The 22,029-nt window shown below is 60.7% G+C and carries 20 protein-coding genes and 1 tRNA gene; 7 read left to right on the top strand and 14 right to left on the bottom strand.

Features of this window, described 5'->3' with window-relative positions:
• Positions 1-75: 75 nt before the first annotated feature.
• From X735_RS143450 to X735_RS143425, 6 genes are all read right to left on the bottom strand, one after another.
• The gene (locus X735_RS143450) at positions 76-2,058 is read right to left on the bottom strand and encodes an acetyl/propionyl/methylcrotonyl-CoA carboxylase subunit alpha (RefSeq protein WP_023812841.1); all 1,983 of its coding nucleotides are present in this window, start codon (positions 2,056-2,058) and stop codon (positions 76-78) included.
• Between the two features lie 286 nt (positions 2,059-2,344).
• The gene (locus tag X735_RS143445; protein WP_023812842.1) at positions 2,345-2,713 is read right to left on the bottom strand and encodes a hypothetical protein; all 369 of its coding nucleotides are present in this window, start codon (positions 2,711-2,713) and stop codon (positions 2,345-2,347) included.
• Between the two features lie 195 nt (positions 2,714-2,908).
• Positions 2,909-4,516, bottom strand: coding sequence for a carboxyl transferase domain-containing protein (locus tag X735_RS143440; protein WP_023812843.1), 1,608 nt, complete (start codon positions 4,514-4,516; stop codon positions 2,909-2,911).
• Between the two features lies 1 nt (position 4,517).
• A complete protein-coding gene (locus X735_RS143435; protein WP_023812844.1) occupies positions 4,518-5,681 on the bottom strand; it encodes an isovaleryl-CoA dehydrogenase in 1,164 nt (387 codons plus the stop codon).
• A 66-nt stretch (positions 5,682-5,747) separates the two neighbouring features.
• Entirely contained in the window at positions 5,748-6,398 is a 651-nt protein-coding gene (locus X735_RS143430; RefSeq protein WP_023812845.1) for a TetR/AcrR family transcriptional regulator, read from the bottom strand.
• 71 nt (positions 6,399-6,469) lie between these two features.
• Positions 6,470-6,754, bottom strand: a complete 285-nt coding sequence (locus X735_RS143425; RefSeq protein ID WP_023812846.1) for an acylphosphatase — start codon at positions 6,752-6,754, stop codon at positions 6,470-6,472.
• A 164-nt stretch (positions 6,755-6,918) separates the two neighbouring features.
• Between X735_RS143425 and X735_RS143420 the strand changes: the two genes are divergently transcribed.
• Entirely contained in the window at positions 6,919-7,911 is a 993-nt protein-coding gene (locus tag X735_RS143420; RefSeq protein ID WP_023812847.1) for a helix-turn-helix domain-containing GNAT family N-acetyltransferase, read from the top strand.
• A 36-nt stretch (positions 7,912-7,947) separates the two neighbouring features.
• On the opposite strand, the gene X735_RS143415 is transcribed toward X735_RS143420, so the two are convergent.
• Positions 7,948-9,060, bottom strand: coding sequence for a pyridoxal phosphate-dependent aminotransferase (locus X735_RS143415; RefSeq protein ID WP_023812848.1), 1,113 nt, complete (start codon positions 9,058-9,060; stop codon positions 7,948-7,950).
• Positions 9,061-9,177: 117 nt separating this feature from the next.
• On the opposite strand from X735_RS143415, the gene X735_RS143410 reads away from it, so the two are divergent.
• On the top strand, positions 9,178-10,836 hold the full coding sequence (locus X735_RS143410) for a sulfotransferase (RefSeq protein ID WP_023812849.1): 1,659 nt from the start codon (positions 9,178-9,180) through the stop codon (positions 10,834-10,836).
• 159 nt (positions 10,837-10,995) lie between these two features.
• On the opposite strand, the gene X735_RS143405 is transcribed toward X735_RS143410, so the two are convergent.
• The 3 genes from X735_RS143405 to X735_RS143395 all read right to left on the bottom strand — a co-directional run bounded on the left by X735_RS143405 (position 10,996) and on the right by X735_RS143395 (position 12,945).
• The gene (locus X735_RS143405) at positions 10,996-12,183 is read right to left on the bottom strand and encodes a porin (protein ID WP_023812850.1); all 1,188 of its coding nucleotides are present in this window, start codon (positions 12,181-12,183) and stop codon (positions 10,996-10,998) included.
• Between the two features lie 198 nt (positions 12,184-12,381).
• Complete coding sequence (locus tag X735_RS143400; protein WP_023812851.1) at positions 12,382-12,624, bottom strand: GIY-YIG nuclease family protein; 243 nt, start codon at positions 12,622-12,624, stop codon at positions 12,382-12,384.
• A 230-nt stretch (positions 12,625-12,854) separates the two neighbouring features.
• Positions 12,855-12,945, bottom strand: a tRNA-Ser gene (locus X735_RS143395).
• Between the two features lie 535 nt (positions 12,946-13,480).
• Here X735_RS143395 and X735_RS07685 point away from each other — a divergent pair.
• Together X735_RS07685 and X735_RS143390 are read left to right on the top strand one after the other, a co-directional pair.
• Complete coding sequence (locus X735_RS07685; RefSeq protein WP_023812852.1) at positions 13,481-14,545, top strand: porin; 1,065 nt, start codon at positions 13,481-13,483, stop codon at positions 14,543-14,545.
• Positions 14,546-14,782: 237 nt separating this feature from the next.
• On the top strand, positions 14,783-15,877 hold the full coding sequence (locus X735_RS143390; protein WP_023812853.1) for a site-specific integrase: 1,095 nt from the start codon (positions 14,783-14,785) through the stop codon (positions 15,875-15,877).
• Between the two features lie 59 nt (positions 15,878-15,936).
• Here the strand turns inward: X735_RS143390 and X735_RS143385 are convergent, their stop codons facing one another.
• Positions 15,937-16,839 (bottom strand): alpha/beta hydrolase, encoded by a 903-nt coding sequence (locus X735_RS143385; RefSeq protein ID WP_023812854.1) that lies wholly within the window; start codon positions 16,837-16,839, stop codon positions 15,937-15,939.
• Positions 16,840-16,949: 110 nt separating this feature from the next.
• Positions 16,950-18,998, bottom strand: coding sequence for a lytic transglycosylase domain-containing protein (locus tag X735_RS143380; RefSeq protein WP_023812855.1), 2,049 nt, complete (start codon positions 18,996-18,998; stop codon positions 16,950-16,952).
• A 246-nt stretch (positions 18,999-19,244) separates the two neighbouring features.
• Between X735_RS143380 and dapA the strand changes: the two genes are divergently transcribed.
• From dapA to X735_RS143360, 3 genes are read left to right on the top strand one after another with little or no spacing between them, the layout of a single operon-like run.
• The gene (gene dapA / locus X735_RS143370) at positions 19,245-20,126 is read left to right on the top strand and encodes a 4-hydroxy-tetrahydrodipicolinate synthase (RefSeq protein ID WP_023812857.1); all 882 of its coding nucleotides are present in this window, start codon (positions 19,245-19,247) and stop codon (positions 20,124-20,126) included.
• A 25-nt stretch (positions 20,127-20,151) separates the two neighbouring features.
• Positions 20,152-20,631, top strand: a complete 480-nt coding sequence (gene smpB / locus X735_RS143365) for an SsrA-binding protein SmpB (RefSeq protein ID WP_013532594.1) — start codon at positions 20,152-20,154, stop codon at positions 20,629-20,631.
• A 15-nt stretch (positions 20,632-20,646) separates the two neighbouring features.
• Positions 20,647-21,354 carry a GH25 family lysozyme gene (locus X735_RS143360; protein WP_023812858.1) on the top strand — a complete coding sequence of 236 codons (708 nt, stop codon included), beginning with the start codon at positions 20,647-20,649 and terminating at the stop codon, positions 21,352-21,354.
• Positions 21,355-21,409: 55 nt separating this feature from the next.
• Here the strand turns inward: X735_RS143360 and X735_RS143355 are convergent, their stop codons facing one another.
• Together X735_RS143355 and X735_RS143350 are read right to left on the bottom strand one after the other, a co-directional pair.
• Positions 21,410-21,715 (bottom strand): addiction module antidote protein, encoded by a 306-nt coding sequence (locus X735_RS143355; protein WP_023812859.1) that lies wholly within the window; start codon positions 21,713-21,715, stop codon positions 21,410-21,412.
• Entirely contained in the window at positions 21,706-22,017 is a 312-nt protein-coding gene (locus tag X735_RS143350) for a type II toxin-antitoxin system RelE/ParE family toxin (protein ID WP_023812860.1), read from the bottom strand. Before X735_RS143350 ends, X735_RS143355 begins: the two co-directional genes overlap by 10 nt.
• Positions 22,018-22,029: the final 12 nt, after the last annotated feature.

Below are 22,029 nucleotides of genomic sequence, written 5' to 3' on the forward strand. Positions count from 1 at the left end.
CGCCGACTTGGCGACCAAGTAGCGTAGAGAAATGGCCGGGTCCGTCCCGGCCATTTTCTTTTTACCTTCGAACCGTCAGCTGGCTACAGCGGTCGAGGCGGCTTGTTCCCCGACGAACCGCACCAGCACCGTCCCGTCGGTCACCTGCGCGCCCTCGGTGGCGATCTCAGCGATCACGCCGTCATGCGGCGCGGCGATGGTGTGCTCCATCTTCATCGCCTCCAGGATCAGCAGCGGCTGGCCCTTGATCACCGTATCGCCTTTTCCCACGCGCACCAGCTTGACCAATCCCGGCATCGGCGCACGCAGGCTGCCGGCGCTTGCCGCCGCCTCATCGGCCCGTGCCAACGGGTCCGACACGGCGAAGGTGTAGCCAACGGCGCCTTCGAACACGGTGATGTGGCCGGGCCAGCGGGCAAGGCGCGGCGCGGCGCGAAAATCATGCGAATTGGTGTCGTCATAGGGCTTCTCCAGCGCGACCTGGAAGCGCCCATCCGGCCGCACCGAAACCTTCGCCGCGATATCGTCTTCACCGAACTTCAGCCATGTGCGTCGCGCCACGCTGTGGAAATGGGCATAACCGGCAAGCGACGACCACGGATCGTCTGACAACGGCGATGCTCCGGCCCCCGAGGCTGCGACTGCGGCCGCGGCTATGGTTTCTCCGCTCGGCGGCGGGACGATCGTCAAAGCCGCCTGGTGTCTGCCAATCAGGCTGGTGTCGACGTCGCCTGCGGCGAAATCCGGATCGGCGGCGAGAGCGGCAAGAAAGGCGGTGTTGACGGTCGAGCCGGCGATCTCGGTCCGGGATAGCGCCGCGCCAAGCGCTTCCAGAGCCGCCTGGCGGTCCGTGGCGTGGACGACCAGCTTGGCGATCATCGGATCGTAGTACGGCGAGATGGCGTCACCCGCCCGCACGCCGGTCTCGATGCGCATCGTGGCGCCTGGCGGGGCCGCGTCTGGAAATCTCAGATGATGCAGCGTGCCCGTTGCCGGCAGAAAACCTTTTGCCGCGTCCTCGGCATAGATGCGCGCCTCGAAGGCATGGCCGGTAAGCGCGATCTCGCTTTGCGTCTTCGGCAGCTTTTCGCCGCTGGCGACCCGCAACTGCCACTCGACCAGATCGGTGCCGGTCACCATTTCGGTGACGGGGTGCTCGACCTGCAGACGGGTGTTCATCTCCATGAACCAGAAGCGGTCGGCTTTCAGGCCTTGCGAGGCATCGACGATGAACTCGATGGTGCCGGCGCCTGAATAATTGATCGCCTTGGCGGCCTTCACCGCCGCATCCGTCATCGCCTTGCGCAAAGCCTCGGTCATGCCGGGCGCGGGCGATTCCTCGATCACCTTCTGGTGGCGGCGCTGCGCCGAGCAGTCGCGCTCGTAGAGGTGCACGGCGTTGCCGAAATTGTCGCCGAACACCTGCACTTCGATATGGCGCGGCTTGTCGACATATTTTTCGACCAGCACACGGTCGTCGCCGAACGCAGCTTTCGCCTCGCGCCGCGCGCTGGACAACGCTTCGGAAAACTCATCGGGATGCTCGACCCGGCGCATACCCTTGCCGCCGCCGCCAGCGCGTGCCTTGATCAGCACGGGATAGCCGATCTCGCGTGCCTTGGAGGCAAGTAGCACGATCTCCTGCGCCTCGCCATGGTAGCCCGGAACGACCGGAACGCCGGCTTTTTCCATCAGACGCTTGGCCGCGTCCTTCAGCCCCATGGCACGGATCGAGGCCGCCGACGGGCCGATGAAAATGAGCCCCGCCGCCGTCACCTGGTCGACGAAATCGGGATTTTCCGACAGGAAGCCGTAGCCGGGATGAATGGCTTGTGCGCCGGTAGTCAAGGCCGCGGCGATGATCTTATCACCGCGCAGATAGCTTTCGCCGACGCGCGAGGGGCCGATATGCACCGCCTCGTCGGCCATCTCGACATGCAGGGATCTCGCGTCGGCATCCGAATAGACGGCGACAGTGCGCACACCCAGTTTCCGAGCCGTGCGGATGACACGACAGGCGATCTCGCCGCGATTGGCAATCAGGATCTTGGCAAACATGGAGCCTCCGCATGTAAGGCTCGCAGTCCATGGGAAGCAGGGCGCTTCAACACCCCCCTCTGTCCTGCCGGACATCTCCCCCGCAAGGAGGGAGATTGGCAGCTTTGCCCTCGCTGCGAACTTTCAATGTTGGAATTTGGCGAAAGCGATAGCGACAGTCGATCTCCCCCAATGCGGGGGAGACGTCCGGCAGGACAGAGGGGGGTACTGTCCAGCGAGCCATTCCAGCCCTCGGCGTAGACCTCCCCCTTACCAAGGGAGTGCTCTACCTTGCGGTCGGTAGTATCTATTTCGATGACGAAATTGCGCAGCCGCCACTCGCGGTCTTGAGCTTCCACCGTGTCAAGCCGGCCTGGCAATTGCGCAGCGCCGTCTCTTCCGCCGCCTTCTGGGACGGCGCGTTGAGCTTCGTCCCGCAGACAATGTAGAGGTCGACGACACGCGAATAAAAGGTTGTGGCGTAGGCCGAATGGCCGCTCGCCGCGACGTAGCCCTTGTAGGCAACGTTGCATTCGCCCGAACCCAAGGTCGGCGGAAAACGCACGTCTCCCTTGCGTCCCGCGAGCGATTCCGCCGAACTGATGCCGGTTGCCATTAATATTAGGAATATGGAAAGTATCGAAGCAGCCGTTCCCTGGCAATATTTCAGTTTCATTTCCAGCCCGTCCCCATTGCCCCATGCTGGATAAGCAGTATCGAATATTTTGCCTCGCCGCCAGTTCACTGTTTGAGATTCGAAGCCGCCTATGCTGATGAATCGGTTGTTCCATACAGTTCAGCCTTTTCGCACGGCAGCAACGGCCTGCTGGTATAGTTCCGCCGTTTGTCCGTCGAAGTTGACCGTCCATTCTCACATCCGAAACACGCCGAAGTGCGTGTCCTCGATTTCGGCGTTGAGCGCAGCGGACAGGCTGAGCGCCAGCACGTCGCGGGTCTTCGCAGGGTCGATGATGCCGTCGTCCCAGAGGCGTGCGGACGAATAGAGCGGATGGCCCTCATGCTCGTATTTCATCAGGATCGGCTTCTTGAATTTCGCCTCTTCCTCGGCGCTCCATTCCCCGCCCTTGCGCTCGATGCCTTCGCGCTTGACCATGGCAAGCACCGTTGCTGCTTGCTCGCCGCCCATCACCGAGATGCGGGCGTTCGGCCACATCCACAGGAAGCGCGGCGAATAGGCGCGGCCGCACATGCCGTAATTGCCGGCGCCGAACGAACCGCCGATGATGATCGTCACCTTTGGCACGCGGGCGGTGGCAACGGCCATCACCAGCTTGGCGCCGTCCTTGGCGATGCCGCCTGCTTCATATTTTCGACCGACCATGAAGCCGGTGATGTTTTGCAGGAAGACCAATGGGATCTTGCGCTGGCAGCACAGTTCGATGAAGTGCGCCCCCTTCAGCGCGCTTTCGGAAAACAGCACGCCGTTGTTGGCGATGATGCCGACCGGCATGCCATGGAGATGGGCAAAGCCGGTGATCAGCGTGGTGCCGTAATTCTGCTTGAACTCGTCGAATTCGGAACCGTCGACGATGCGCGCAATCACCTCGCGTGCGTCATAGGGCTGGCGCAGGTCGGTCGGCACGATGCCGTAGAGTTCATCCGCCGGATGAAGCGGCGGAATCGATCTCTGTAAGTTTAGGCTTACAGTCTTGTTCCGATTCAGGTTTTTGACGATGCGGCGGCAGATGGCGAGCGCATGGTCGTCGTCCAGCGCATAGTGGTCGGCAACACCGGAGAGCCTGGTGTGCACATCGGCGCCGCCGAGATCCTCGGCGCTGACATCCTCGCCGGTCGCCGCTTTCACCAGCGGCGGACCGCCGAGGAAGATGGTCGCCTGGTTGCCCACCATGATCGTCTCGTCGGACATCGCCGGCACATAGGCGCCGCCCGCCGTGCAGGAACCCATGACGCAGGCGATCTGCGGAATGCCGGCTGCCGACATGTTGGCCTGGTTGTAGAAGATGCGGCCGAAATGCTCCCGGTCGGGAAACACCTCGTCCTGATTGGGCAGGTTGGCACCGCCGCTATCGACGAGGTAGATGCAAGGCAAATTGTTCTGCAGCGCGATCTCCTGCGCCCGCAGATGCTTCTTCACCGTCAGCGGGTAATAGGTGCCGCCCTTCACCGTGGCGTCGTTGACGACGACCATCACCTCGGTGCCCTCGACGCGGCCGACGCCGGCGATCATGCCGGCCGACGAAATCTCCTCGCCATACATCGACCAAGCGGCGAACTGGCCGATCTCGAGGAAGGGTGAACCGACATCCAGCAATTGCGCGAGGCGCTCGCGCGGCAGGAGCTTGCCGCGCGAAACATGCCGCTCGCGCGCTTCCTCCGAGCCGCCGCGCTCGACGGTGGCCGCCTTCTCCGCAATGTCGGCGACCAGCGCCCGCATGCGCTCGGCATTGGCACGGAAGGTTTCGGAGGAGGGGGATATCTGGGTTTGCAGCGTAGCCATGCTATACCCCCTCCGCCATGATCTCGCGGCCGATCAGCCAGCGGCGGATTTCGCTGGTGCCGGCGCCGATCTCATAGAGCTTGGCATCGCGCAGCAGGCGGCCGGTCGGATAGTCGTTGATGTAGCCGTTGCCGCCAAGCAGCTGGATGGCGTCGAGCGCCATCAGCGTCGCCTTCTCGGCGGCAAACAGCACGCAGCCGGCGGCATCCTTGCGCGTCGTCTGGCCGCGGTCGCAGGCGGCGGCAACGGCATAGACATAGGCGCGCGCGGCGTTCATCACCGTGTACATGTCGGCCAGCTTGCCTTGCACCAGCTGGAACTCGCCGATCGCCTGGCCGAACTGCTTGCGCTCGTGCACATAGGGGATTGCCACGTCAAGGCACGCCGCCATCAGGCCGATCGGGCCGCCGGCAAGCACCGTGCGCTCATAGTCGAGGCCAGACATCAGCACCTCGACGCCGCGCCCTTCCTCATGCAGCACATTGTCGAAGGGCACCTCGACATCCCTGAACACCAGTTCGCCGGTGTTGGAGCCGCGCATGCCGAGCTTGTCGAGCTTTTGCGCCACGGAAAACCCGGCCATCGCCTTCTCGACGATGAAGGCGGTGATGCCGCGCGAGTTTTGCTCCGGATCGGTCTTGGCATAGACGACCAGGGTCTCGGCATCCGGCCCGTTGGTGATCCACATCTTGGTGCCGTTCAGCACATAGCGATCATTGCGCTTTTCGGCGCGCAGCTTGAGCGAGACGACGTCCGAGCCGGCGCCGGATTCCGACATCGCCAGCGCGCCGACCCGCTCGCCCGAGCACAGTGGCGGCAGGAATTTTTCCTTCTGCGCCGTCGTCGCCCAGCGGTTGATCTGGTTGACGCAGAGATTGGAGTGAGCGCCGTAGGAGAGGCCGACGGAGGCCGAAGCGCGCGAGATTTCCTCGACGGCGATCACATGCGCGAGATAGCCCATGCCGCTGCCGCCGAAATCGGGATCGGCCGTGATCCCAAGCAGGCCGAGCGCACCGAGTTCACCCCACAGATGCGCCGGAAATTCGTTCGAGCGATCGATGTCGGCGGCGACCGGAGCGATCCGGTCCTGGGCGAAGCGCCGCACCAAGTCGCGCAGCGCCTCGATCTCCTCGTCATGCCCGAAGCTGAGTGTGTTCGTGTACATGCTTGTCCTCCCTGCGCATGACCCCGAAAATCGCCTTTGATTTTCGGAAAGGGATCATGCGCGAAATCAAAATGCTGCAGCGTCCTTTGCGCGTCCGAAGGGACGCGCGGCGCTGTAGGCGTCGATCTTCGCGCCGACGAGCCGCATTGTCATTGAAAGATATGTCGCCGTTACTTCAGCGATCGACAGCCGTTCGCCCGGCCGAAACCAGACGATGACGCCGGTCATCATCTGGATCAGCGCCATGGCCGTCAGCCCGGTGTCGTCGATGCTGAAGGCGCCCGTCTCGTCGCCATCGCGCAGGATGGCGCGCAGTTCCTTCTCGTAAGCTGTGCGCATGCGCAGAATCTGCGTCAGCCGTTCGGGCGACAGGCTGCGCAATTCCATGTTCGACACATGCGTGGCGTGCCGTCGCTCGATGTGAAAGGCGATGTGATTGCGCACATAGGCCGAGAGCCGTTGCGCGGGATCTGCGCTGACGGGGCGGGCGGCTTCCCACGCATCGGTAAGACCTTCCATGTGCTCGCGCATCAGCGTGAACAGAAGCTCTTCCTTGGTTGGAAAGTAGCGGTAGAGCGCAGCTGCCTGGACGCCGACTTCGCTGGCCAACTGGCGCATCGACATCGCCTCGTAACCAAGGCGCGCGATGAGGTTGACCGCTGCCTCACGGATAGTCGCTTCGGTCTTTTCGCCATCGGACCCCGTGGTGCGTGCCATGTCAGCTCCTCTGCGGAGCAATAATAAAACGAACGTTCAATTAATTCAAGGCGCCCGATCCAAATTCACCTTCATGCAACGATCCTGAACCCAACAGAGGCGTTTTCTGCCACCAGCTCCTCGATGTCGACCTTGGAAACCGAAGCTCCGGCCGGCCCTTCCCAGAGGCGCTTGATCATTGTCGAGACCGCTTCATCAAGGCCTGCAATTTGCGTCGTTACGGACCCATCCGCTTCATTGCAAACCCAGCCCGCAAGACCAAGGCCTGCGGCCTCATCCCGGGCCCATGCTCTGAAGCCGACGCCTTGCACATTGCCGTAGATGCGCGCCTGCACTTTCCTGCGATGACCAGTCATGAATCTCTCCAAGCCTGTCTCGTTAAAATCTGGTGCATGGCTCAGGGAATGCAACATGAGAGTTGCGCGCACGACGCAATAGCTGGGCCCTCTGGCTTTAAATTTCATTGACTCAGTCCATTAATTTTGAAAAATGGAGCTGCCTTATTGGGAGTTGGCTGCGGATGTTGGACGAACGCAACGCATTGGTGGCCGATGTCAGGCGCTTCAATCGCTTCTACACGCGCACCGTCGGCCTTCTCGACGAGACGCTGACACAAAGTGCATTCACTTTGACCGAGGCGCGCGTGCTGTTCGAACTGGGTCACCGCAGCAACCCGGCTTCCGCCGAAATCGCGGGCGAGCGAGGTTTCCTGGCTGGGGCTTTTCGGCTGGAGAATGGCCCGGCGGCCTCCGAAATATCAAGACAGTTGCGTGTCGATGCCGCCTATCTGACGCGGATCCTGCGCAAGTTCGCGGGCCAGGGGCTGACCGAGGCCAGAACGGACCCGGCTGACCGGCGCCGAAGGGTCCTCTCGCTGACCTCACGAGGCGAGGCAGCGCTTGCCAGACTGCAAGCGGCGGCCGATCGGGACACGGCGCGGCTGATCGAAAGCGTCCCCGACGACAGGTTGCATGAACTGCGCAGCGCCTTGCGCAAGGCGGGGGAATTGCTGGGCGACCCCACCCGTGAAAGCAGCGAGGTGACGTTGCGGCCGCATCGCGTCGGCGATGTCGGCTGGGTCGTGCAGCGCCAGGCCCAACTCTATGCCGAGGAATATGGCTGGACGATCGAGTTCGAGGCCATGCTCGCCGAGATCGGCGCCGATTTCATTCGCAATTTCGTGCCCGGCCGCGATTTCTGCTGGATCGCCGAGCGCGGTGGTCAGCCGGTCGGCGCGGTGTTCCTTGTTCATCAGGACGACAAGGTGGCCAAGCTGAGAATGCTGCATGTCGAGGCGTCGGCGCGCGGCCTCGGCATCGGCAAACGACTGGTCGCGGAATGCGTGAACCGGGCTCGAGCTTGCGGCTACACCAAGCTGGTGCTGTGGACCAACGACATCCTCGTTGCGGCGCGTGCAATCTACGAACGTGCCGGCTTCACGCTGGTCTCGCAGGAGCACCACCACAGCTTCGGCAAGGATCTGACCGGCCAGACCTGGGAAATGGATTTGTAGGCAGCTTTTGCTGCTGGGCTGCTTGCAGACGCGATTCTAGTTCCCCCGCGCCGTTGCCAGCGCGCCAGGCAACTCCTCGGCAAGAATATCGAGTTCGTGATCGAGACCGACGCTGACGCGGATACAGCGGTCGAGCCGTGGCACCATCGGTTTGCGGATGAACACGTCGCGCGACAGCAGGCCTTGCAGAACTTTCAGCGCGAAGGCGCCATCGCCGCAGCAATCGATGGTGACGAAATTGGTCGCCGACGCCAGTGGCTTCAACCCGTTCGCTTCGGCAATGCCGGCGATGCGTCGGCGGCCGGCCGCGACCCGCGCCACCACGCTTCTGAGATAGTCCTGATCGGCGAGCGCCTCGACGCCGGCGATCTGCGCCATGCGGCTGACGCCATAATGGTTGCGGATCTTCTCGAAGTCGCGGATCACCTGAGCCTCGGCGATCGCATAGCCGCAACGTATGCCCGCCAGCCCGTAAGCCTTCGAGAAGGTGCGCATGCGGATGACGTTTGGCCTGGAGGTATCGATCGGCGGCAGCGCCGAGGCCGGTCCGAGTTCGCCATAGGCCTCGTCGAGCACCAGCATGGTGGTTTGCGGCAGCGCCTCGATGAAGCGGATGATCTCGCTCGCCTCCCACCAGCTGCCCATCGGATTGTCGGGGTTGGAGAGATAGACCAGCGGGGCCCTGTCCTTGCGCACCGCCGCCAGCAGGCCATCCAGGCTTTCTCTGTCGTTCTCGTAAGGGACTGTCACCAGCCGCCCGCCGACACCGGCAATGTGGAAGTTGAAGGTCGGATAAGCGCCGAGCGACGTGACCACAGCATCGCCGGGCGCGACATACATGCGTGCCACCAGGCTGAGCAGGCCATCTATGCCTTCGCCGACAACGACGTTCTCGGCCTTTACGCCGTGATGCGCGGCCACCGCCGCCTTCAGATCGTGATTGTCGGGATCGCAATACATCCACATGTCGCCGGCGATCTCGGCCATGCGGGCGATGACGCGCGGCGAGGGACCAAAACTGCTCTCATTGGCGCCAACGCGGGCGCGAAAAGCGCGGCCACTCTCGCGCTCCTGCGCTTCGGGGCCGACAAACGGCACCGTCGAGGGAAGCGCTGCGATGAGCGGCATGAGGGGAGGGCGCTGGTGCATGGTGGAAGCTCGCTTGAAAGGGCCTTCTTGCTAGCGCGCCGGATGGGTCGGTGCAAGTTGCCGCTGGGCAGATCCGTAGCGCTGGATTCTTTCGTCCCTTTTTGCTAGCGACACGCAATGAACAATCGTCTGCCGCCTGCCTGGTCCAAGCACATCAAGCCCGGTCCCGCGCCGAAACCGCAAGCCAATTTGCCGGTGGCAAATTCGCCTTCACATGCGCAGGTCGATGAAGCGCTGCTGAAACAGGCATACGCTTTCCAGCAGGCAAAACGGCTCAACGAGGCTCAAGACCTGTGCCTTCGAGTTCTGTCGCGCACGCCAAATCATCCGCTCGCTCTGTATATCCTGGGGACCATTTGCCTCGGCTACGACGATGAGGCGGCTTTGCGATATTTCGCCAGGGCCGTCGGTGAGGAACCGAAAAACCCTTACTACCACCTCAGCCTGGGCGAGGCCTATGTGAAGGTCGGGGAATATTCGTCGGCAATCAAGCATATGCTGCACGCGCTGCAGTTGAAGCCGGATCTGGTCGATGCGCTTTGCGCATTGGGGCGCGCTTACAATGAATTTGGCAAACCCGACATGGCTTTGCCGGTCTACGAGAAGGCGCTGAAGATCAACCGCCATCACCCTAAGGTGCTGGTCGGACTGGCCAGCGCGCTAACCAGCCTGGGGCGCATGGACAGCGCCTCCGCCCACTTGAAGGAAACAATCAAGCGTCGCGTCGCGGTTCCCGCTGCTTACAACGATCTTGTACAGACACAGAAGTTCACCGAAGAGCCGGTGGAACTCCAATCCATCCTTCTTGAACTTCGCAATCCCAAGCTTGATTCAGACGGCGCTCAGAAGCTTCATTTCGCTGCCGGTAAGGTGCTGAATGACCTCAAGCGCTATGAAGAAGCGTTCGATCATTTCAACGAGGCGAAAAAGGCTTCCGGCTACAAGTTCCACATCGAACTGTACCGTCGCTGGGTCGATTCGATGATTGAGACCTTCACGCCGGATATGTTGGCCGCCAAGGCAGGGTATGGAAATTCTTCGGACGCGCCGGTGTTCGTGGTTGGCATGCCGCGCTCGGGGACAACGCTCACGGAACAGATCTGCGGCAGCCATCCCGATGTTCATGGGGCAGGGGAACTCAGCAAACTTCGGCGAGTTGCGAATGCGATTGGCCTCAAAACGTCATCGGCTGGAGATCTGAGCCGGCCGATCATGTCGATCACGGCGGACCTCTCCAGAACACTGGCCGAAGAGCATCTGTCCTATCTGAGGGAACGAGCGCCTGCCGCACTTCGGGTGGTGGACAAGACGCCGCACAATTTTGAGCTGATCGGACTTATTGGTCTTCTTTTTCCTGGCGCGCGCATCATTCATTGCCGCCGTGACGCCATCGACAATTGCGTGTCTTGTTTTGTCCAGAACTTCAGCGAGGGGCACAGCTACAATAGCGATCTGAGAACACTGGGCCTCTATTATCGCGAATATGACCGCCTGATGCGGCATTGGGATAAGATTTTTCCAGGCCTGATTTTCGAAAACCGCTACGAAACGCTGGTCGAGGATCAAGAAGCGCAGTCACGCCGCCTCATAGATTACCTTGGTTTGCCCTGGGATGACGCCTGCCTGCGTTTTTTCGACAGGGATGGTTCGGTCAACACACCCAGCCGCTGGCAGGTCCGCCAACCGATCTACAAATCGTCGGTCAAGCGCTGGAAGAATTATGAAAACGAAATTCAGACGCTGATTGATGCGTTGGGCGATCTAGCGGACAAATAGTCCAATCCGTAATTTGCCGACGAGCTTTGCGGGTGCATGCAATGCGTCCGAGACTTTCGCTGTTAATACCGAATCAGCACCGCATCCGATGGTCGTACAACGTCCTGAAAAAACCCGGCGGTTGCCCGCCAGGTTTCGATTTCGACAAGTCGAAATGTATTAGAACGAGCGCTGGAAGCGGAGCAGGCCGCCGACGCTGTTCTTCTTGTCGGCCGGAGTCCAGGCGACGTTATCCGTGCTGCCCTCATCGAACTTGCCGGCGTGAAGATAGTCAACTTCGGCCGTGACGGTGAAGCCGGGGACGATGTCATAGGCAACGTTCGCTGCGACGCCGACGTTCTTCCAGTCATCAGCAGACGCCTGAAGGTTGAACGAGGTCTTCTCGTTGAACTTGTAGGTGCCACCGCCCCAAACTGCCCAGTTGCCGCCCCACTGCTTGTAGAAGCCTCGACCGCCCGCGGGCTGATCGTAGGTCGGGTCGTTGAGGTTATCGTCGGTGCCATAGCCACCAATGATGAACAACGACAACTCGTTGGAAACGTTCACATCCAAGCGAACCTTGCCAGCGACTTCTTCGTAGTTGCTGTCATACGCAACGACACCGGTGATCGCGCCCCAGCCCTGGGTCCACTTCACGCCGCCGACGACATGGGGAACATAGCTGTCGATCGTGCCAACGCCATACTTGCCGTTGCCGAGATCGTCGACAGAGCCAGCGCCCGAGCCTTCTTCGAGCGAGAGCACGGCCGAGAAACCATTGCCTGCGTCGAAATAGTACTGGACGACGTTGGTGTCGAAGTCGCCGTAGGGAACCAGCGTATCCTGGATGACGTTGCCGGCGTAGCCGATGAACGTATCGAAGGCCGATTCGTCTTTACCGACGCGCAGACCGCCGAGTTGGATCCAGGCGAAGTTCAGCGATACGTCCTTGTTGTGCGCATCGTTCGGGCCAAAGTCGGGATCACCGTTGCTGTTGCCGAAATTGAAGCGGGTCTCGGTGTAGGTCTTCAAGGTACCGAGCTCGGTCTCCTGGCCGGTCCAGGTTTTGAGCGTGAAGCGGGTGTTCTTGTACCAGGCTCCCTGGTTCTTGCCGTCCTGCACGTCGTTGCTGCGAGCACCATCGAACGAGCCGACGTCGCCGGCGCCGATGTCATAACGGACATAGCCGCCGATGCGCAGGCAGGTTTCGGTGCCGGGGATGTAGAAGTAGCCAGCGCCGTAGACGTCGCAAATCTTGACGTATTCAGCGGGTTCCGGCTCGGCGACGACGACGGCGTCGGCGGCGCGCGCACCGGAAACTGCGATCAGGGCCGCAGCGGAGCCGAGGAGAAGGCTCTTGATGTTCATTTTCTGACCTCCAGTCANACCGGAAACTGCGATCAGGGCCGCAGCGGAGCCGAGGAGAAGGCTCTTGATGTTCATTTTCTGACCTCCAGTCAGAATCGAACGAAACAGCGGAACCGGCAAACCGCTTTTATGCGTTAAGTGATTGAGGCTCCAGAGTTTTTCGAAAATATACTGGATTTTCCGCCGTCGCGCGAACAATCACCAAAGACGTTTGCTGGCGAAAGCGTGTCCGGAGCCGGATTTGAGATAACGTTCGAACGAGGTCGCCTTGGCTCGATTCGAGAAGGCGATATAGGTGACGATCCGCCATGGCATGAACTTGGATGTATGGCTGGATTTTCCGGCGTTATGTTCGGCAAGTCGGCGCTTCAGGTCTGAAGTCACGCCGATGTAGCGCTCACCTTCCGTAGCCTTGCTTTCCAGCAGGTATACGTACCACACGAGCCACCCCCTTAACCAAGCGAGTATCCTGGCTCGGGGAAGGCGGCCCGCCAACCCCTGCTTTTGCTGGGATCGCACAGAGGTCTGGACTTGTCCTGCGAAGCGCACAGTGCAAGCAGAAAACCTTGTTTTGCTAGGGTTTTAGCCCTCCTTCGCCGAGGCTTCGGAGGGCATCCTGCTTCGCGCAGAGGTCTGGACTTGTCCTGCGAAGCTCGAAGAGCGAAGCAGGATGGCGGAGAGGATGGGATTCGAACCCACGAGAAGCTTTTGACCTCTACTCCCTTAGCAGGGGAGCGCCTTCGACCACTCGGCCACCTCTCCGTTGCGCCGGTGGATAAAGAAAAGCGCCGGCACAATCAACAAGCCTGCATCATTATATGGAAAAATAAGATGCACTGAACCGTGGCCTTCCATGGATGCGGCGGTTCTGCGGTTGTTTCCTGGCTAGCGACTCGGGAGCTTGCCATGATTCCGACGGCCCTTCGCCGGATTCGGCGGCAAACAAGGGGGTGCGGCGGGCCTGATGGTTAACGAGAGCTTTCTGAGTGAGGCCAAATCGTGTCATTTGTGCAACAACGCCGGGGGATAGCAGCCAGGCAGCCCTTTCGCCGGTACGATCGTGGTTGAACGCCGCCGCCTCATGGGTAATGTCGATTTCGAAGGAGCGGCGCGGTGCGCATCTTTTTCGGTAGTGGGGATGGGGCAGGGAACGCTGTCCTTCAGCAAAGAATACCCAGACCCGTTTTTTAACTTTTGACTGGAGGTCAGAAAATGAACATCAAGAGCCTTCTCCTCGGCTCCGCTGCGGCCCTGATCGCAGTTTCCGGTNAGCCTTCTCCTCGGCTCCGCTGCGGCCTTGATCGCAGTTTCCGGTGCGCGCGCCGCCGACGCCGTCGTCGTCGCCGAGCCGGAACCCGCTGAATACGTCAAGATCTGCGACGTCTACGGCGCTGGCTACTTCTACATCCCCGGCACCGAAACCTGCCTGCGCATCGGCGGCTATGTCCGTTATGACATCGGCGCTGGTGACATTGGTTCGTTTAATGGTGCTCGTGCTATCGACCGGATGGATGGTGACGTCCAGGATACCTGGAGAAAAAATGCACGCTTCACGCTGAAGACCTGGACCGGCCAGGAGACCGAACTCGGTACCTTGAAGACCTACACCGAGACTCGTATCAATTTCGGCAACACGAATTTTAGCGACGAAGCCTTCAATAAGGGCATTTCGCTTAATTTCGCTTGGATCCAGCTCGGTGGCCTGCGCGTCGGTAAGGACGAATCGGCGTTCGATACGTTTACCGGTTATGCTGGCAACGTCATCCAGGATACGCTCGTTCCTTATGGTGGCTTCGACACGAACGTGATTCAGTACTACTTCGACGCTGGGAACGGCTTCTCGGCTGTGGTCTCTCTCGAAGAAGGCTATGGCGACTTCACGATCGACAGCTACGTCCCTCATGTCGTTGGCGGCGTGAAGTGGACGCAGGGTTGGGGTGGCATCAGCGGTGTCATTGCTTATGACAGCAATTACGAAGAAGTTGCTGGAAAGGTTCGTTTGGATGTGAACGCCACGAATGAACTTTCGCTGTTTATCATGGGTGGCTACGGCACTGATGATAATATCAACGACTTCGGCGGTGGTCGCTCCATGTACAAGCTGTGGGGCGGCAACTGGGCAGTCTGGGGCGGTGGCACCTACAAGTTCAACGAGAAGACCTCGTTCAACGCCCAGGTGTCGTATGATGAAGACGAGAACCTCGGCATCGCGGCGAATATCGCCTATGACGTCGTTCCCGGCTTCACGGTCACGGCCGAAGTCGACTACGTCAATGCGGGCAGCTTCCCGGCGTCCAACTGGACCGGCGCTGACGATGACAGCAGCATCGGCGGTATCCTCCGCTTCCAGCGCTCGTTCTAAGGGCTGGTTCCTTACAGGTGAAATCCAGCCCGGGCGCACAACGCCCGGGCTGTTTTTGTTTCGTGACTGGATCAAGGCAAACGGAAGGATGGGGGTAACGGTAGCTGAATAAATCCGTGGGGTGATTTCGTGGGATCCGCTGATGGGCGGATGAAATCACAACTGCGTGATTAAAATCTCTTGAAAGGACGCTTCCAAGCGGGTAGGGCTGACCTATCCCACTCGGGGGTGTGGCAAATGATGACGAACGAAGCGATTCAAGAGGGCGAGACCTCTGATCATTTTTCGATGTTTTCTTCTCAAAGTCCGAAGATTCGATACACCTACAACAAGATTAGAGAAGTAAAGTCGCATCGGGTCGGAGATCTTTTTTCAGCATATCGGGACATATTATGGGATGATGGGCGGCATAAGTATAATGTCAGCTCGTTCATCGGCGAAATAGACGAGATTCTCCTTGGGGAGCGTTTCAGCGCCTTTGACCAAAGTACCCTGGACAACCTTATCGGCACCTTGCGCCAGCGCGGCAACAGCAACGCAACCATCAATCGAAAAATGGCTGCCCTCAGCAAACTGCTGCGCAAGGCTCACAAGATGGGAGATATCCACAGCCTGCCCGAGTTCCGCCGCCAGAAGGAGCGGGCGGGTCGGATTCGCTTCCTCGAAAGGGACGAAGAGGCGCGCCTGTTCGCCGCCATCAAGAACCGCAGCGAGGATGCCTACAGGCTTTCCGTCTTCCTGGTCGACACCGGATGCCGTCTCGGCGAGGCGCTTGGGCTGATCTGGAACGATATCCAGGAGCATCGCGTCAGTTTCTGGATCACCAAATCCGGCCGCAGCCGCACCATTCCAATGACCGAGCGAGTCAAAGAAGTCATCAAGCTGCCTCCCACTGAGGGTCGCCGGCCCAAAGGACCGTTCACCAAGCTCAGCCAGGCACAGTTTCGTGCCATCTGGAACGACGCGAAGGCCGAAGTCGGCCTCGGCGCCGACGACCAGGTGGTACCCCACATACTGCGCCATACCTGCGCCTCGCGCCTTGTCCAGGGCGGCATCGACATCCGGCGCGTGCAGATGTGGCTCGGCCACCAGACGTTGTCGATGACCATGCGCTACGCGCATCTGGCCACCAACGATCTCGATGGCTGCGTCATCGTGCTGGAAACGCCTCGATCGACTCAGCCGGGCGGCAATCGCGCTGAAGGCTCCATGTTTTCTTCGCCCGTGACGACGCCTTCGTCGCCGACGGCAGGGCGAAAAAAGAGGGATGAGGCAGCCGCCGCCGCAAAAGAGTCGCCGAAAGCGGCTCGGAAAAATTCAAAAGCCAAGTAGGCTGAAGAATTCTGCTTATAGTATTGTAGCTATCCCGTGACTTTGTTTGGTCATGGGATTTACGTGGGGATATTCTTCCGCTCGGCTTGGTCGAGAAAAGCGGCTATGTCGCTCGGCAGGCTGCCGGTATCGAGGAATGGCGCATGGCCCTGGCCCTCGACAGTGATCGTCTCGATCATGGAATGGCGCTCTCTCATCTGCTTGAGCGTGTCCATGGACAGCAATCTCGAATTGGCACCACGTATGGCGAGCAACGGGATGGCCGCCAACGCCTCGAATTGAGGCCATAGATCAGGCAGCTTCTGCGTCAGATCGAGGCTCGCCACGGTATCCACCAGCTTCGGATCGAAATCCGGCACCAGCCCACCATCCGTTTCGCGGTAGAGAGCCCATGCCATCCGATCCCAATCGGGGCCGGCAAGGGCGGGGAAGTCTTCGCCATGCACGCTGCGCTGGGCGGCGGCCGCCTGTGTGCGGGTTTTCGGTGCCGGGTCGCGCTCGAGATAAGACTGGATATGAGCAAGTCCGGCCGTCTCGATCACCGGCCCGATGTCGTTGAAAACAATGGCTTTCAGGACGGATGGCCGCATCATCCCGAGCACATGGATGATCAGCCCGCCGCGCGAGGTGCCGATGAAGGCCGCTTCTCCTCCGATGTTCAGCGCCGTCAGCCCGGCCAGGATGTCGCCAGCCTCCACGCCGACATTGTAATTTTTGACGTCGGGATCATAGGCTGACTGCCCGCGCCCACGGTAGTCGAAGGCGATGACCTTTCGCGGAGTTGCCGCATCCGTCGACAGATAGAGCGCCAGCTCGTGAAAATCCTTGGCGTTGCGGGTCAGGCCAGGCAGGCAGACAACCGGCCAGGATCCGGTATTGGCCTCACCATAGATGCGCGCATGAAGGCGTAGCCCATCGGGTGCGCTGAAGAAGAAGTCGGAGAAACTTTGCTCGCTTGCCATCAGAATGTTCGATCTCGCTGTACCGATCTGGACAGCTACAGGCGAGGGCAGGGATGGTCAAATGAAAGGCTCTTTTGCCTTCTCCCACAAGGGGAGAAGGACAGAAAGCCTCAACTCCGCCCGTTCACCAGATCTCCCACGATGTCATATTTACCCGAAATACGCATCTTGTAGACTTCGTAATTCTCCATCACGCGCTGAACGTAACTTCTTGTTTCCGTGTAGGGAATTCGCTCGATCCAGTCGACGACCGCGTCGATGTCCTTGCCGCGTGGGTCGCCATACCTGGCCACCCATTGGCTGGCCCGGTTGGGGCCGGCATTGTAGCCGGCGAAGGTCAGCACGTAGGAGCCGTTGAAGCGGTCGAGCTGTTCGCCGAGGAAGGCCGAACCAAGCGTCGCGTTATAGCCGGCATCAGTGGTCAGCCGTGTTTGCGAAAACTGCAGCCCGGCCTTCTTCGCCAGTTGCCTTGCGGTTCCCGGCATCAGCTGCAGCAGCCCGCGCGCGCCGGCGCTCGACACGGCGCCGATGTTGAATTCGCTTTCCTGGCGGGCGATCGCATAGGCCAGCGCCTTGCCCGAGCCGGAAATGTCGGCCGAATCGGGAATGACGCCGAGCGGATGCGACAATGCGCCGACATCGATGCCGCGCGCCCCGGCGATCTTGCCGATTTTCAGCGCCATGAAATGGTTCCCTTGCTTTTCCGCAAGGACAGCCAGCAGCGCCAGTTCTCCCGGACTCGTCAACTGCCCGGCAAGGTCGCGATAGAGCGTCTCGGCATAGCGGTCGTAGCCCGCCTCCTGCAGCCGCTTGATGGCGCTGACGGCCTCGCGGCCGGCAAAATTCTGCCGGTCGGCTGCACTTGGCGAGGGATAGACGATGTTCAGCGCCTGCCGGCCCACGCGTTCGGCGGCAAGCTGGCCGTAGAATGTCGTGCCATAGGCAGTGGCGCGTGCAAAATAGTCCTTGGCATTGCCCGGACCGCCGACTTCCGCGGCACGGCCGAGCCAATAATAGGCGCGCGACAGCGTCATCGGCCCCTGGGCGAGGTCCGCGATGCGAGCGAAATGACTGGCCGCGGTTTTTGGGTCGTTCAGGCCACGCAGCGCGTACCAGCCAGCATGGAATTCGGCGTCTGCCGCATTGGCGGCACTTTCGGCGGCGTGTGTGGCGACGATCTTGTACGCGGCCTTCATATCGCCCTGGTCGACCAATTCGCGCGACAGCACCCGGCGCTCGACCCACCAGGCATCCGGATCGACGAGAGCGTCGCGATCGGTCGGCGCCTGCATCACAATGGCGGCGGCCCCGGCAAAATTCTCTTGCTTGCGCAGATATTCGGCCTGCGCGAAGAAGTAGCCGGCCGAACGCTGCGCCGCCGGCACCGCCTTCAGCAGTTTGGCGGCGTTCTTGTCGCCTTTGTCGGCTGCCGCCCAGGCCTCGGCGAGCTGCTGGGCACCGGCCAGGCCGGCGACGCGCAAGGCGGAATTCGCGCGGTCGGCATAGAACATGCGCTCCATGCGAAAACGGTGGTCGGCGGCCGGGATCAAGCTGCCGAATTCCTTGATCAGCGCCGCCTCGTCCCTGGCCTCCAGGATCGCGGTGCGCCAGAAGGGCGACAGCACCGAACGTGCCGCCTTGATATTGCCTGACGTCACATAGGCGCGGGCAAGAACCATCACGCCTTCGAATGTCTGCGGCTGGCCGCCGTCGAATGCCGCAATGACGGCATCGGGGGCGGGATTTTCACGATAGAGTGCGCGTTCGCTGTTTTTGCGCAGGACGACGGTGCCCGGCCAATTGGGCAGCATCTTGGCCGCAGCAGTGATATCGCCGCTCGGAATCTTGTCGCCGCCATAAAGCGCGATCGCCCAGGCAAGGATATGCTGGTCGAGCGACTGAGCGGGAAGGCCATCGCGCACACCACGAGCGCGGGGACTATCGCCCGCCGCCAACGCATCCAGCCCGCTTTTCAAGGGGGCGACGTCGGGCAAGGGCTGTAGGGTCCTGCCCTGCAGGTCAGGCAGCGCAATTGCCGCGCCTGGCATCGGAATGGCTGAGGTGACCCGTACGTCCACGCTACCACTGATCGCCATGCCCGGCATCAGCGCGAGCGTGGCGCCAAGCAGCGCGAGAATGTGAGGCCGACCGCTCGGCATGATCCTTAAGTCTTTCCTTGTCCTGGCATTCCACAAGCTGGCGAAGATGCCTCAAAGCCTAAACTTAGGTCGTGAAGAGCCCGTAAACAAAGAGTTAGCGAGGCTGTTCGAATTGCGCTTGCTGGCACCATGGCAATGCTTGCCGCGCAACCATGTCGAGACTATGGTGCGCCGCTTCGCTTTCGGCTAGAAGGCGCGCACGACAAAACACCGACACAAAATAGAAGTGCCAAGGAGTTGGACGATATGCTGAGAGGCTCGCTTACTGCGCTCGTGACACCGTTCGAAAAGAGCGGGCGTTTCGACGAGAAAGCCTTTCGCGCATTCGTCGAATGGCAACTCGGCGAGGGCACGACTGGACTGGTGCCGGTCGGCACCACCGGCGAGTCGCCGACGCTGTCGCATGACGAGCACCGCCAGGTCGTCAAGGTGTGTATCGAGGTGGCCAAGGGCCGCGTTCCGGTCGTCGCCGGCGCCGGCTCCAACAACACCGAGGAAGCGGTCGGCCTCGTGCAGTATGCCGAGAAGGCCGGTGCGGATGCTGCACTCGTTGTCACGCCCTATTACAACAGGCCGACACAACGCGGCCTGTACGAGCACTTCGCGGCGGTCGCCAGGGCGACCAAGCTGCCGATCATCATCTACAACATCCCGCCGCGCTCGGTGATCGACATGATGCCGGAGACGATGGGGCGGCTTGCGCACGACTTCAAGAACATTGTCGGCGTCAAGGATGCCACCGGCAAGGTCGAACGGGTCTCCGAGCAGCGCGCCACGTGCGGCATGGATTTTATCCAGCTTTCGGGCGAGGATGCTTCGGCGCTTGGATTCAACGCGCATGGCGGCGTCGGCTGCATCTCGGTGACCTCGAATGTCGCGCCGCGGCTGTGCGCGGAATTTCAGGAGGCGACGCTGTCCGGCGACAGCGCCAAGGCACTGGAATTGCAAGATCGTCTGCTGCCGCTGCACAAGGCGATCTTTATCGAACCTGGCGTTTCCGGGGCGAAATATGCGCTGTCGAAGCTGGGCAAGGTCGAAAATGTGCTGCGTTCGCCGCTAATGACGGTCGAACAGTCGACCGCCGACAAGATCGATGCGGCGATGAAGCACGCCGGCTTGATTAATTAGGGATGAGGCGCCACCTCTCCGCATCATGAATCAAGTCAGAAAAGCCGATCCCAACAACAAGACCGTTTCGGAAAACCGCAAGGCGCGGTTTTCCTATGAGGTGCTCGACACGGTCGAGGCCGGTCTGGTGCTGACCGGCACCGAGGTCAAGTCGCTGCGCCAGGGCCAAGCCAACATCCAAGACAGCTATGCCTCGGTCGAAGGCGGCGAGATCTGGCTGATCAACTCTTATCTGCCGGAATATCTGCAGGCCAACCGCTTCAACCATGAGCCGCGCCGGCGCCGCAAGCTGCTGCTCAACAAGCGCGAGATGGCGAAACTGTCGCAGAGTGTCGACCGCGAAGGCATGACGCTGGTGCCGCTGAAAATCTATTTCAACGACCAGGGTCGCGCCAAGCTGTTGCTCGCCGTCGGCCGCGGCAAGAAACTGCACGACAAGCGCGAATCCGAGAAGCAGCGCGACTGGTCGCGCGAGAAGGGCCGGCTCTTAAAAGAGCGTGGGTAGGCTGGGGCCATTCGCTTGACGAACCGGATTGTTCTTTTCGGTCTAGCGAGCCTGGTCTCGGTGTGCCTCATCACGGCAGGCGGCTATCTCTACTTCCGCACATTCTCGCCGGATCGCGATAAATATCCGGTCAGGGGCATCGACGTCTCCCATCATCAGGGCCAGATTGATTGGCGGCGCGTAGCCGCCGACGATGTCGCCTTTGCCGTCATCAAGGCGACCGAAGGCGGCGATCATGTCGATGATGCTTTCGCACGGAATTTGGAAGAGGCCCGGGCCGCCGGTCTCGCCGTCGGCGCCTATCACTTTTTCACCTTTTGCCGGCCGGGTGCGGACCAGGCGAAGAATTTCATCTCGGTGGTGCCGCACGATCAGCCCCTGCTGCCACCCGTGGTCGATATCGAATTCGGCGGCAACTGCCCGCAGCGGCCGACGCCCGAACAATTGAACGCCGAACTGGCCGCGTTCCTCGCTCCAGTCGAGGCGGCGTTCGGCAAGCCGGCGGTGGTCTATCTGACCGACGACGCAGCGGAAGCGTATGCAGCGCGGATTGCTGCCCGTCCGCTCTGGCTCCGCTCATTGCTCCTGGAGCCGGATCGCGACGACTGGGTCTACTGGCAGTACCACAACAGGGGTCGCGTCGACGGCATCAACGGCGATGTCGACCTGAATGTGCTGCAGGGTGGGCCGGAGAAATTGGCCGAGCTGTTCGCTGCACCTTGATCAGACGAATTCCGCTGGCGAGATGGAGAACCAAATGTCGGCGCGCTGATTCGTGTTACGCAGCGTTCCGTCCTGCCTGCGCGCTCACGAAGGTCAGTTTCAGACCAAGCGCCTCGGCCACTTTCATGATCGTTGCGAATTCGGGATTCCCTTCGCCGCTCAGGGCCTTGTAGAGAGCCTGTCGCGTCATACCGGCTTTCTCGGCAAGTCTCGTCATGTTCTGCGCACGCGCAATGACGCCAAGCGCATGAGCAATCTCCGCTGCGGTGCCATCTTCGCACGTCGCTGCCAGATATGCTTCGATTGCCTCTGGAGTGTCGAGATATTCGGCCCCGTCAAAGGCTGTGACTTTCATTGCCATATTGCCTTGTCCTTCCATTCCTTGGCGAGTTTTTTTGCGGCTGCGATGTCTCTGCTTTGCGTTCCTTTGTCGCCACCGCAAAGGAGCAGCACGCACAAGTTGCCTGCTTGGAGGAAATAGATGCGATAGCCAGGACCATCGTCGATCCGCATTTCGCTTATGCCCTCGCCAACGGGCTTGACGTCTCCCGGATTGCCTACAGTCAGTCGGTCGATGCGCCGAACAATGCGGGCTTTTGCTTGCGCGTCGCGGAGGTCTTCGAGCCAGCGTTTGAATGTATCGGTTTCGAAAACCTGCATCATGGTAACTGTAAA

Source organism: Mesorhizobium sp. L2C084A000, from assembly GCF_000502875.1.
Taxonomy (GTDB): domain Bacteria; phylum Pseudomonadota; class Alphaproteobacteria; order Rhizobiales; family Rhizobiaceae; genus Mesorhizobium.